This window comes from Saccharopolyspora indica, from assembly GCF_027853965.1.
In the GTDB taxonomy this organism is placed as follows: domain Bacteria; phylum Actinomycetota; class Actinomycetes; order Mycobacteriales; family Pseudonocardiaceae; genus Saccharopolyspora; species Saccharopolyspora indica.
On sequence record NZ_JAQGLB010000021.1, the window covers coordinates 105,291 to 117,207 of the forward strand.

Consider the following 11,917-nt stretch of genomic DNA (forward strand, 5'->3'; position numbering starts at 1 on the left):
TGCGTCAGGGCGGCGGCAGGCGGCCGTCGCCTGCCGCTGCGGCGATGCTGCGCTGCAGGTCGGGGCAGGATTCCACGACCTCGCCCGGAGTGCAGGCGGCGAACACCGCGCACTGCCGGGCGCTCTCGGCGCTCCACTGGACGCTGGTGTGCTGCGGGCTGTTCTTCTTCGCCAGCACCCGCGCCGCGCACCGCTCGCACTCGACCGGGCGCAGACCGTCGCGCAGGTAGGCGTCGCGGTCGGCGACCGTGCCCTCGCGCACCGCGGCGCGCTGGTGCGGCCGGTCGGCGAGGTCGGGTGCCTTGGCCCAGCTGGACATCAGCTCTGCGCCTCCTTGCGCGCCAGGTTCTCGGCGACCTCGCGCTCCCACACCTCGTTGGCCCGGGAGGTGTCCACCTCGAACTCGAAGCGCGCCACCATGTCGTCGGTGACCTCCTCGGCGTCCACGTAGAACTGGTCGTACCAGCGGCGCAACTGGTAGACCGGGCCGTCCTCCTCGCACAGCAGCGGGTTGTCGATGCGGGTCTTGTTCTTCCAGATCTCCACGTCCTGGAGGAACCCGACGCCGGTGTTCTTGGCGATCTTGGCGGCCAGCTTGTCGGCGTCGGAGTCGGAGAGCCCGGGCAGCTTCTTGACCAGCACGCCCCACTGCAGCACGAAGGAGTCCGCGGTGACCGGGTAGTGGCAGTTGATCAGGATCGTCTCGATGGTGAAGCCCTTGTACTCGTTCCACAGCCGGTCGATCATGTACGACGGACCGTAGTAGGAGGCTTCCGAGCGGACCTGGTTCTCCTCGCCGGAGTAGCTGCCCGCGCCGATGTCCGGACGGCCCTTGGTGTTCAGGTACTGGGTGGCGACGTGGCCCTCGAAGACGTTCTTGAAGTACGTCGGGAACGCGAAGTGGATGTAGAAGAAGTGCGCCATGTCCACCACGTTGTCCACGATCTCGCGGCAGTGGGAACCTTCGATGCGCACGGTGTCCCAGGTCCAGTTGCTCCACTCGCCGGAGTCGACCTCGGGCAGCTCCGGGATGGTCACGTGCTCCGGCGGCGGGTTTCCCTGCGGGTCGTTCCAGACGAACAGCTGCTTGTTGCGCTCCATCGCCAGCCAGGCGCGGGTCCGGGCGCGCAGCGGGATCCGCTTGGCGTAGGGGATCCCGGCGCAGCGGCCGTTGCCCGACCAGCGCCAGTCGTGGAACGGGCAGGCGATCGCGTTGCCCTTCACCGAGCCCTGGCTGAGGTCGCCGCCCATGTGCCTGCAGTAGGCGTCGAGCACGTTGAGCTCGCCGTCCTCGCCCTGGAACACCACGAGTTTCGTGCCGAACGCCTCCACCGCGTGCGGCTGCCCGTCCTTGTACTGCTCGGCGAGGCCGAAGCAGTGCCAGCCGCGCGCGAACCTGGTGGGTGGTGTGCCGACGTCGATGGTGCGCACTTCGTCGTTGCTTGCCGCGGTCATCTCGTCCCTCCCGCTCGTTCCGCGCCGGACGCCAGGTGCCGCGCGGCGAGGTATCCGAACGTCATCGCCGGGCCGAGCGTCGCGCCCGGGCCCGCGTAGGTGTGGCCCATCACGGCGGCGCTGGTGTTGCCCGCCGCGTAGAGGCCCTCGATCGGCGTGCCGTCCTCGCGCAGCACGCGTGCGTGCACGTCGGTGGCCAGCCCGCCCTTGGTTCCCAGGTCGCCCGGCACGATCTTCACCGCGTAGAACGGTGCGACCTCCAGAGCGCCCAGGCTGGGGTTGGGTTTGTTGCGCGGATCTCCGTAGTAGTGGTCGTAGCCGCTGGTGCCGCGCTGGAAGTCTGCGTCGACGCCGTCGCGCGCGAACCCGTTGAACCGCTCGACGGTGCGGCGCAGCGCGGTGGCCGGTACGTCGATGCGCTCGGCCAGCTTCTCGAGCGTCGAGGCGCGCTGGATCGCGCCGTGCTTGTACCAGCGGCCGGGGAACGGTTGGCGCGGGCCGAGCCCGGCGAACATGTACCGGTTCCGGTAGCGCTGGTCGGCGATCAGCCAGGTTGGCATGTTGCGCGCCGGTCCGTCGCCCGGTCCGTACATCGCGTGCACCGCGTCGACGTAGGGCGCGGCCTCGTTGGCGAACCGCTCGCCTTCGCCGTTGACCAGGATGCAGCCCGGCAGCGTGCGTTCGGCCAGGCAGAACCACGGCCCGCCGGGCAGCGGGACCGACGGGCCCCACCACGCGTCGTCCATCAGCTCGACGGCCGCGCCGAGCCGCTGGGCGGCGAGGATGGCATCGCCGGTGTTGGCCTTGGCGCCGACGGTCCACTGAGCGCCGATCGGATCGCGCTGGTGCTGCTTGCGCATCACCTCGTTGTGCTCGAAACCGCCTGCGGCCAGCACGATCCCGCGCCGCGCGGTCAGCGTCCGGCGCACGCCGTCGCGTTCCACGACCACGCCGGTCACCCGGTCGCCCTCCTGCTGGAGCTCGATCAGCGGCGTGCTCAGCCACACCGGGACGCCGGCGTCGCGCAGCCCGGCCCGCAGCCCCGCGGCCAGCGCCTGGCCGCGGCCGAGCATGCGGCGGCGGAGTACGCGGGAGAGCAGCCAGCGCAGTCCGACGCGCACTGCGCGCACGGGGCCGCGCGGGTGGCGGACCAGCAGGTTCAGCCAGCGGAAGTCGGCCTGGGTGACCACCAGGCCCGCCGGTGCCTTGCCGTAGTCGGGTTCCAGATCGGCGAGCAGGTCGCCGAGCAGCCCGCCGTCGAGCGGCGCCGGTTCGATGGAGCGCCCGCCGAGCCGGCCGCCCGGGGCTTCCGGGTAGTAGTCGGAGTAGCCCGGCACCCAGCGCATCCGCAGCGGAGTGCGCGGCAGCAGCTCGGCCAGCATCCGCGGCCCGGCGTCCAGGAACGCCTCCTGCCGCTCGGCGCTCACCGCGTCGCCGACGATGTGGGCGAGGTAGCTGCGAGCCGCCTCGGGGGTGTCGGTGATGCCCGCCCGGGCCAGGACGTGGTTGTTGGGTATCCAGACGCCGCCGCCGGACCGGGCCGTGGAACCGCCGAACTTGGCGGCCTTGTCCACGACCACCGCGTCCAGCCCGTGCAGCGCTGCGGTCAGCGCCGCCGCCATCCCCGCGGCTCCACTGCCGACCACCACGACGTCGAACCTGTCTGCGGTCATCGCACCTCCTCGCGACCAACCTCGCGATCAATACTGAAACATGTTATAGATTTCTGCGCCAGTGGCGCTATGGTGTAGCCAGAAATCAGGCACTTGTTCGCTCGAAGCTGTAAAGAGAACCTGTTCCAAACTGGTGAGGTTGCGATGGCCCAGCGCAGCACGTTGCACGCCGACGTGGTGATCATCGGGTTCGGTGCGGCCGGCGCCTGCGCGGCGCTGGAAGCGGCGCACGCCGGAGCCCGGGTGGTGGTGCTCGACCGGTTCGGCGGCGGCGGCGCGAGCGCGCTGTCCGGAGGTGTGGTCTACGCCGGGGGCGGGACGCGGGAGCAGCGCGCCGCCGGGGTGTCCGATTCGCCCGAGGCGATGTTCGCCTACCTGCGGCAGGAGGTCGGCGACGCGGTCTCCGAGGACACGCTGCGCCGCTTCTGCGAGGGCAGCACCGAGATGATCACCTGGTTGGCGCAGCACGGCGTGCCGTTCGAAGGCAGCCTGTGCCCGTACAAGACCTCCTACCCGAGCAACCGGCACTACCTCTACTACTCGGGCAGCGAAGCCGCCGGCGGCTTCCGCGACACCGCGCCTCCCGCCCCGCGCGGCCACCGGGCCAAGGGCCGCGGTACCTCGGGGAAGGTGTTGTTCGCGGCGCTGGAAGCGGCGGTGCGCCGGGCAGGCGTGCAGGTGCTGACCCAGACGCGGGCGAAGGAACTCGTCGTCGACGCCGACGGTCGCGTCTGCGCCGTGGACTGCGAGCGGCTGACCGGATCCGCCGCTCGCGCGCACCGGGCGGTGAGCCGGGTCGCGGCGAAACCCGGGCTTTACGTGCCGAAGCTGGCCAGGCGCCTGCACCGGCGCGCCGAACGGCTCGAACGCCGCGCGCACCCGCTGCGGATCCACGCCGATCGCGCGGTGGTGATCGCGGCGGGCGGCTTCGTGTCGAACCGCGAGATGCTGCGACGGCACGCACCGGCCTACCGCGCCGGGCTGCCGCTGGGCACGCAGGGCGACGACGGCAGCGGCATCCGCCTGGGCGAGAGCGTCGGCGGTGTCGCGGCGAAGCTGGACCACGTCTCGGCGTGGCGGTTCATCACGCCGCCGAGCGCACTGCTGTCCGGGCTGCTGGTCGACCGGCACGGCACGCGCATCGGCGACGAATCCCGCTACGGCGCGGCGCACGGCCAGGCGATCGTGGACGAGCACGGCGGACGTGCCTGGTTGCTGGTCGACGGCCGGTTGCGCGGCGCGGCCAAGCGTCAGATCCGCACCCAGACCGTGTGGTTCCAGCGGATGCAGGCGGAATACCTGTTCGCCACCGCGGCCACCGGCGGCACGCTCGAAGCCGCGGCGCGCAAGGCGGGGATCGAGCCGGAAGCGCTCAAGGCCACAGTGGACGCCCACAACGTGGCTGCCCGCGACGGAGAACCCGATCCCGCGGGCAAACCCGCGGACTTCGTGCAGGTGCTGGACCAGCCGCCTTACGCGCTGCTGGACGTCTCGGTGCGGCCCAGCACGGCCTACCCGTGCCCGGTGCTGACCCTCGGCGGCCTGCTCGTGGACGAGGGCACCGGGCAGGTGCTCGACGAGCGCGGCGGCGCGGTCGCCGGGCTGTTCGCGGCCGGGCGGTCGGCGGTCGGGATCTGCTCGAACTCCTACATCAGCGGCCTCTCGCTGGCCGACTGCGTCTTCTCCGGCCGCCGCGCCGGACTCCACTCGGTGAAGGAGCTGACCGATGCTGACCGTTGAAGCGCGCACCGAGATCGCGCAGCGGCTCTGGGACGCCGAGGTGCACCGCGCCCCGATCCCGCCGCTGGTGGAGACCCACCCGCAGCTCGACGCGGTGGACGCCTACCAGATCCAGCTGATCAACGTGCAACGCCGCGACGAAGCCGTCCTCGGGCACAAGGTCGGCCTGACCTCGCCGGTCATGCAGCAGATGATGGGCGTCTCCGAACCCGACTACGGCCACCTGCTGGCGAGCATGCGGCTGAGCGAGGGCGAACCCGTCCCGATCAGCCGCTACTGCGTGCCGCGGGTGGAGGTGGAGGTCGGCTTCCTGCTCGGCGCCGACCTGCCCGCCGAGTGCACCGAGGCGGACGTGCTGGCGGGCACCGAGGCGCTGGTCCCGGCGATCGAGCTGATCGACAGCCGGATCGCCGACTGGCGGATCAGCCTGGTGGACACCATCGCCGACAACGCCTCGTCGGCGGGCTTCGCGCTCGGCGCGGCGCGCATCGACCCCGCCGACGTGGACCTCCGCGCGATCGACGCGACCCTGCTGTGCAACGGCGAACCGATCGAGCGCGGCAGATCCGACGCGGTGCTGGGAAACCCGGCGACGGCGGTGGCCTGGCTGGCCCGCAAGGTCGCGGCCTACGGCGTCCGCCTCAGGGCGGGCAACGTCGTCCTCCCGGGCTCCTGCACCAGAGCGATCGACGTGACCCCGGGAGACACCTTCCGAGCCGACTTCCGAACAGCAGACACCGACCTCGGCTCGGTCTCCCTGGAGTTCCGCCCGTGAGCGGGGCCGCGTCAATTTCGTACGAAATTGACCAGGGCCCGGGCAGGGTTCCGGCAAGGTCCGGTCGGGCTGGTGCGGGGGGCAGTTTCGCCGGAAACTGCCACCCCACCAGGCCCGGACTGTCCGGTCAGTTTCAGGCAGAACTGCCACGGAGCCCACACAGGACGACTTCGCCGGAGGTCTGCGTCACCCGGGTGAACGTCAATTTCGTACGAAATTGACCAGGGCCTGGGTGACGGAGCGAGGGATTCCGGAAGGAGGCGGGAATGAGCATGAGTAGTTCTGTGCCAAGTCGAGTCCACCTCAACCGCACCTCAGGGGACCGTGACGTGAACCAGCCACAAGAAACCGCGAAACGTGAGATCGATCCTGAACGCAACCACCACTGTGAATCGCGGAGAGGCGGGACAGCTGCGGCGGCGATTGTGGGGTCCGGGAACATCGGGACTGATCTGCTGCACAAGCTGGCCAGGTCCGCGCACATCGAGCCCAGGTGGATGATCGGCATCGACCCGGGCAGCGCTGGGCTCAAGCGGGCCGTTGATCTGGGTGTGGAAGCCAGTGCCGAAGGTGTGGACTGGCTGCTGGAGAACCACCGGCCCGACGTCGTCTTCGAGGCCACCTCGGCAGGAGTGCACCGGTCCAACGCGCCCCGCTACGCCGAGGCCGGTATCCGCGCCGTCGACCTCACCCCGGCCGCGGTCGGGCCGTACGTGGTGCCGCCGGTGAACCTCGACCAGCACCTCGGCGCGCCGAACGTCAACCTGATCACCTGCGGCGGCCAGGCGACCATCCCGATGGTGCACGCCGTCTCGCGGGTGGTGCCCGTCGAGTACGCCGAGATCGTGGCCTCGGTGGCTTCGGTGTCGGCGGGGCCCGGCACCCGCGCCAACATCGACGAGTTCACCCGCACCACCAGCACCGGGATCGAGGTGATCGGCGGCGCGCGGCGCGGCAAGGCGATCATCGTGCTCAACCCCGCCGATCCGCCGGTGATCATGCGCGACACCATCTTCTGCGCGATCCCGGCCGATGCCGACACCGACGCGATCGCCGCCTCCATCACGAGGATGGCCGCCGAGATCGCCGAGTACGTGCCCGGCTACCGGCTGCTGGTGGAGCCGCAGTTCGACCCGCCGTCGACGGCCACCGGCGGCATGGCGCGGGTGGCGATCTTCGTGGAGGTCGAGGGCGCGGGCGACTTCCTGCCGCCGTACGCCGGGAACCTCGACATCATGACCGCCGCCGCGGTGCGGGTCGGCGAGCAGCTCGTGCAGAAGGAGGCAGTGCGGTGAACCGGACCTTCTCGGACGCGCTGGACCTGCGCATCACCGACACCTCGTTGCGGGACGGCTCGCACCACAAGCGCCACCAGTTCACCGCGACCGAGGTGCGCGACATCGTCGCGGCGCTGGACGGTGCGGGCGTGCCGGTGATCGAGGTGACCCACGGCGACGGCCTCGGCGGCTCGTCGTTCAACTACGGCTTCTCCCGCACGCCGGAGCAGGAGCTCATCACCATCGCCGCGGAAACCGCGCAGCGGGCCAAGATCGCGGTGCTGATGCTGCCCGGCGTCGGTGTGAAGGACGACATCGTGGTGGCCCGCGACAACGGCGCCTCGGTGTGCCGGATCGCCACCCACTGCACCGAGGCCGACGTGTCGGAGCAGCACTTCGGGCTGGCCCGCGAGCTCGGCCTGGAGACCGTCGGATTCCTGATGATGGCGCACTCCCAGCCGCCGGAGGTGCTGGCCGCCCAGGCGCGGATCATGGTCGACGCGGGCTGCCAGTGCGTCTACGTCGTGGACTCGGCGGGCGCGCTGGTGCTGGAGCAGGTCGCCGACCGGGTCGCCGCGCTGGTCGCGGAAGTGGGCGATGAGGCGCAGATCGGCTTCCACGGGCACGAGAACCTCGGTGTCGCGGTGGCCAACTCGGTGGCCGCGGCGCGGGCCGGTGCGGTGCAGATCGACGGCAGCGCCCGGCGTTTCGGGGCCGGTGCGGGCAACACGCCGGTCGAGGCCTTCGTCGGGGTGTGCGACAAGCTCGGCATCCGCACCGGGATCGACTTCTTCGCCATCGCCGACGCCGCCGAGGACGTGGTGCGCCCGGCGATGCCGGAGGAATGCCTGCTGGACCGCTCAGCGCTGATGATGGGCTACGCCGGGGTGTACTCCAGCTTCCTCAAGCACGCCGCCCGACAAGCCGAGCGCTACGGCGTCAGCGAAGCGGAGCTGCTGGTCAAGGCCGGCGAGCGGAAGCTGGTCGGCGGCCAGGAGGACCAGCTCATCGACATCGCCCTGGAGCTTCGCGGTTCGTGAGCGGTTCGGGGCGTCATAGCACCCCGAAACGCTCACGGACCCATCGACAACAAACGAGAACATGTTCTAGCCTGTGCGGAAACGGGAGCGCCGATGAAGGACAGTCGAGCAGTCGTGGAACGGGTGCGGGGACTGCTGCCGGACCTGCGGGAGCGGGCGCAGCAGGCCGAGGACCTGCGCCGGATCCCGGACGAGACCATCGCCGACCTGCAGGAGATCGGCTTCTTCGGCCTGTTGCAGCCGGCGCGCTACGGCGGCTGCGAAGCCGACCCGCTGGACTTCTACACCGCGGTCAAGCTCCTGGGCAGCGCCTGCGGATCGACCGGCTGGGTGGCCTCCATCCTCGGGGTGCACCCGTGGCACCTCGCGCTGTTCCCGCAGCAGGCGCAGGAAGACGTCTGGGGCGAGGACCCGAACACCCGCATCTCCTCCTCCTACGCGCCGATGGGCAAGGCGAAGCTCGTCGACGGCGGCTACCTGCTCAACGGGCGCTGGAGCTTCTCCTCCGGCAGCGACCACGCCTCGTGGGTGTTCGTCGGCGGCCCCGTCGAGGACGCCGAGGGCAAGCCGGTGGACTTCTGCACCTACCTGCTGCCGCGCGATGACTACCGGATCGACGACGTCTGGGACACCGTCGGCCTGCGCGGCACCGGCAGCAACGACGTCGTGGTGGAGAACGCGTTCATCCCGCAGCACCGGGCGCTGAGCTTCATCGCGATGTCGCAGAACAAGTGCCCCGGCCACGAGATCAACACCGCGCCGCTCTACCGCATGCCGTGGGGCACGGTGCACCCGTCGACGATCACCGCACCGATCATCGGGATGGCCCAGGGCGCCTACGACGCGCACGTCGACCACCAGGTCAAGCGGGTTCGCGCGGCGTTCGCGGGGGAGAAGGTCAAGGAGGACCCGTTCGCCAAGGTGCGCATCGCCGAGGCGGCCAGCGAGATCGACGCGGCCTGGCTGCAGCTGACCAACAACCTGGCCGAGGAGTACGAGCTGGCCAAGGCCGGCGAGGAGATCCCGTTCTCGCTGCGGCTGCGCGCTCGCCGCGACCAGGTGCGCGGCACGGCGCGAGCGATCTCGGCGGTCGACCGGCTCTTCGAGAACTCCGGCGGTCGCGCGCTGTGGTCGGGAACGCCGATCCAGCGATTCTGGCGCGACGCCCACGCCGGTCGCGTGCACGCGGCCAACGACCTGGAACGCGCCTACCTGATGTTCGGCTCCGGCGAATTCGGCCAGCCGGTGAAGGACATGATGGTATGACGACCTTCGAGAGCACGAGCCGGACCGCGAAGCTGCCGTCCGGGCTGACGCTGCACTACCACGAGACCGGTGATCCGCAGCAGTCCACTGTGGTCATGCTGCACGGCGGTGGGCCCGGTGCCTCGTCGTGGAGCAACTTCTCGCGCAACATCCCGGTGTTCGGCGAGCAGTTCCGCACCATCGCCGTGGACCAGCCCGGTTTCGGCCGCTCCGACAAGCCCACCGAGCACGGCCAGTACTTCACGCACAGCGCCTCGGCGCTGCTCGAACTGCTCGACGAGCTCGGCGTGGAGCGCGCGCACCTGCTCGGCAACTCGCTCGGCGGCGGCACCGCGGTGCGCTTCGCGCTGAACAACCCGGACCGCGCCGGCCGGCTGGTCCTGATGGGCCCGGGCGGGCTGAGCCTGAACGTGTTCGCGCCCGATCCCACCGAAGGAGTGCGCAAGCTCAGCGCCTTCGCCGCACCGCCGGGGCCGAGCAAGGTGAAGCTCGCCGAGTTCCTGCGCACCATGGTCTACGACCAGTCGCTGATCACCGACGAGCTGATCGAGGAGCGCTACGCCGTCGCGGCCACGCCGGAATCGCTGGCCGCGATGCGTGCCATGGGTGCGTCTTTCATGCAGCCGGACACCTTCGAAGAAGGCCTGCTCTGGCGGGAAGCGCACCGGCTGCGGCAGCGCGTGCTGCTGGTGTGGGGGCGCGAGGACCGCGTCAACCCGCTGGACGGCGCGTTGCTCGCGCTGAAGCTGATCCCGCGCGCGCAGCTGCACGTGTTCGGCCGCTGCGGGCACTGGGCGCAGCTGGAGAAGTTCGCCGAATTCAACCGGATCGCCAAGGACTTCCTGCTCGACTGAATCCTTGGCCCGTGGGAGGAGGACCGCCGTGGGCATCCGTTCGCTCGGCTACCTGCGCATCGAAGCGACCGACGTCGAGGCGTGGCGCGTGTACGGCTTGAAAGTGCTCGGCATGGTCGAGGGCAGCGGCTCGAACCCGGACGCGCTCTACCTGCGGATGGACGACTTCCCGGCCCGGCTGGTGATCCTGCCGGGGGAGAAGGACCGGCTGGAGTCCTCCGGCTGGGAGGTCGCCACCGAGGCGGAGCTGGACGAGGTCAGGCAACGGCTGGAATCGGCCGGTGTCCCGTACAAGGAGGGCACCGCCGAAGAGCTGGCGGACCGCCGGGTCAACGGCCTGATCCGGTTCGCCGACCCGTCCGGCAACGGGCTGGAGGTCTTCCACGGGGTGGCGCTGCAGCACCGCCGGGTGGTCAGCCCGTACGGCCACCGGTTCGTCACCGAGGAGCAGGGTCTCGGCCACGTCGTGCTGTCCACGCACGACGACGAGGCCGCGCTGCGCTTCTACCGGGACGTGCTGGGCTTCCGGCTGCGCGACTCGATGCGGCTGGCCCCGGAGCTGGTCGGGCGCCCGTCCGACGGCGAACCCGCCTGGCTGCGCTTCTTCGGCTGCAACCCGCGCCACCACAGCCTGGCGTTCCTGCCGATGCCCACGCCCAGCGGCATCGTGCACCTGATGGTCGAGGTGGCCGACGTCGACGACGTGGGCCTGACCCTGGACCGCGCGCAGCGGCGCAAGGTGCCGCTGGCGGCGACGCTGGGCAGGCACGTCAACGACCTGATGCTGTCGTTCTACATGAAGACGCCCGGCGGCTTCGACGTGGAGTTCGGCTGCGAAGGCCGCCAGGTCGACGACGAGGACTGGATCGCCCGCGAGAGCACGGCGGTCAGCCTCTGGGGCCACGACTTCAGCGTCGGCTCCCGATGAGCGTCGGGCAGGTCGCGGTGGACCAGGCGGCGTTCCGGCGGGTCCTCGGGCACTTCGGCACCGGGGTCGCGGTGATCACCGGGATGGACGGCGAGCGTCCGGTGGGCTTCGCCTGCCAGTCCTTCGCCGCGCTGTCCCTGGACCCGCCCCTGGTGCTGTTCTGCCCGGCCCGGACCTCCCGCGCCTGGCCTGCGCTGGAGCGAGCGGGCCGCTTCTGCGCGAACGTCCTGTCGGAGTCCCAGCAGCCGGTGAGCACGGTGTTCGGCCGCAGCGGCGAGAACAAGTTCGCCGAGGTGTCCTGGAGCCGGGCCCCGTCCGGAGCGCCGGTGCTGACGGGTGCGCTGACCTGGATCGACTGCACCATCGAGACGGTCCACGAAGCAGGCGACCACTACATCGTGATCGGCCGGGTCGAAACCCTCGGCGAAACGCGGCCGGAACGCCCGCTCCTGTTCTACCGAGGCGCCTACGCAGGGCTCGGCCCCACGTCGCAACCGCCCCCACCAGACCTCGAAGCCTTCCTGACCGGCCTGCACCCGGACGACTGGATGTAAGGGCCGCACGGGCCCCCAGGTGGTTGGTCGGTTCGTCGAGGAGGAGCAGCGGACTGTCCTGGGCGAGCGCGCGGGCCACCATCGCCCGCTGCCGCTCGCCGCCGGACAGCGTCGAGAGCCGACGCGTGCGGTGACCCGCCAGGTTGACGCGTTCGAGCGCGCTGGTGATCGGTGCGTCCCGCGGACCGGTGGTCGTGTCGAACGTCCGGAGCCACGGACCGCGCCCCATGGCCACGACCTCCTCGACGGTGAAGTCGAAGTCCGGGGCGCTGTCCTGGGCGACGAGCGCGGTCCGCCGCGCGACTTGGCGCTGGCTGAGAGGCGCTGCGGAGCGGAGCGCGCCATTATCGAATGA

At 70.8% G+C, this 11,917-nt stretch carries 11 protein-coding genes and 1 pseudogene; 8 read left to right on the top strand and 4 right to left on the bottom strand.

All coding sequences use genetic code 11. The annotated features are described in order from the left end of the window. Window positions 1-4: 4 nt before the first annotated feature. The 3 genes from OU416_RS32880 to kstD are packed head-to-tail and all read right to left on the bottom strand — an operon-like array spanning window position 5 to window position 3,128. Entirely contained in the window at window positions 5-319 is a 315-nt protein-coding gene (locus tag OU416_RS32880; RefSeq protein ID WP_270930956.1) for a hypothetical protein, read from the bottom strand. Then, window positions 319-1,455: a Rieske 2Fe-2S domain-containing protein gene (locus OU416_RS32885; RefSeq protein WP_270930957.1), complete on the bottom strand. Its 1,137-nt coding sequence runs from the start codon at window positions 1,453-1,455 to the stop codon at window positions 319-321. The genes OU416_RS32880 and OU416_RS32885 overlap by 1 nt, the downstream gene beginning before the upstream one ends. Then, entirely contained in the window at window positions 1,452-3,128 is a 1,677-nt protein-coding gene (gene kstD, locus OU416_RS32890) for a 3-oxosteroid 1-dehydrogenase (RefSeq protein ID WP_270930958.1), read from the bottom strand. Before kstD ends, OU416_RS32885 begins: the two co-directional genes overlap by 4 nt. A gap of 144 nt (window positions 3,129-3,272) precedes the next feature. On the opposite strand from kstD, the gene OU416_RS32895 reads away from it, so the two are divergent. The 8 genes from OU416_RS32895 to hsaB all read left to right on the top strand — a co-directional run bounded on the left by OU416_RS32895 (window position 3,273) and on the right by hsaB (window position 11,562). After that, the gene (locus OU416_RS32895) at window positions 3,273-4,868 is read left to right on the top strand and encodes an FAD-binding protein (RefSeq protein WP_270930959.1); all 1,596 of its coding nucleotides are present in this window, start codon (window positions 3,273-3,275) and stop codon (window positions 4,866-4,868) included. After that, window positions 4,855-5,643, top strand: a complete 789-nt coding sequence (locus OU416_RS32900) for a 2-keto-4-pentenoate hydratase (protein WP_270930960.1) — start codon at window positions 4,855-4,857, stop codon at window positions 5,641-5,643. Before OU416_RS32895 ends, OU416_RS32900 begins: the two co-directional genes overlap by 14 nt. A 425-nt stretch (window positions 5,644-6,068) precedes the next feature. Continuing rightward, a complete protein-coding gene (locus OU416_RS32905; RefSeq protein WP_372907129.1) occupies window positions 6,069-6,938 on the top strand; it encodes an acetaldehyde dehydrogenase (acetylating) in 870 nt (289 codons plus the stop codon). Further along, on the top strand, window positions 6,935-7,960 hold the full coding sequence (gene dmpG, locus OU416_RS32910; protein WP_270930961.1) for a 4-hydroxy-2-oxovalerate aldolase: 1,026 nt from the start codon (window positions 6,935-6,937) through the stop codon (window positions 7,958-7,960). Before OU416_RS32905 ends, dmpG begins: the two co-directional genes overlap by 4 nt. A gap of 93 nt (window positions 7,961-8,053) precedes the next feature. Beyond that, window positions 8,054-9,226 carry a 3-hydroxy-9,10-secoandrosta-1,3,5(10)-triene-9,17-dione monooxygenase oxygenase subunit gene (gene hsaA, locus OU416_RS32915; RefSeq protein ID WP_270930962.1) on the top strand — a complete coding sequence of 391 codons (1,173 nt, stop codon included), beginning with the start codon at window positions 8,054-8,056 and terminating at the stop codon, window positions 9,224-9,226. Next, window positions 9,223-10,080: a 4,5:9,10-diseco-3-hydroxy-5,9,17-trioxoandrosta-1(10),2-diene-4-oate hydrolase gene (gene hsaD / locus OU416_RS32920; protein WP_270930963.1), complete on the top strand. Its 858-nt coding sequence runs from the start codon at window positions 9,223-9,225 to the stop codon at window positions 10,078-10,080. Before hsaA ends, hsaD begins: the two co-directional genes overlap by 4 nt. Window positions 10,081-10,108: 28 nt before the next feature. Beyond that, window positions 10,109-11,008, top strand: coding sequence for an iron-dependent extradiol dioxygenase HsaC (gene hsaC, locus OU416_RS32925; protein ID WP_270930964.1), 900 nt, complete (start codon window positions 10,109-10,111; stop codon window positions 11,006-11,008). Beyond that, window positions 11,005-11,562: a 3-hydroxy-9,10-secoandrosta-1,3,5(10)-triene-9,17-dione monooxygenase reductase subunit gene (gene hsaB, locus OU416_RS32930; protein ID WP_270930965.1), complete on the top strand. Its 558-nt coding sequence runs from the start codon at window positions 11,005-11,007 to the stop codon at window positions 11,560-11,562. Before hsaC ends, hsaB begins: the two co-directional genes overlap by 4 nt. Before the next feature lie 34 nt (window positions 11,563-11,596). Here the strand turns inward: hsaB and OU416_RS32935 are convergent. Next, window positions 11,597-11,866 (bottom strand): annotated as a pseudogene (locus OU416_RS32935) (ATP-binding cassette domain-containing protein); the annotation flags it as partial. Window positions 11,867-11,917 lie beyond the last annotated feature (51 nt).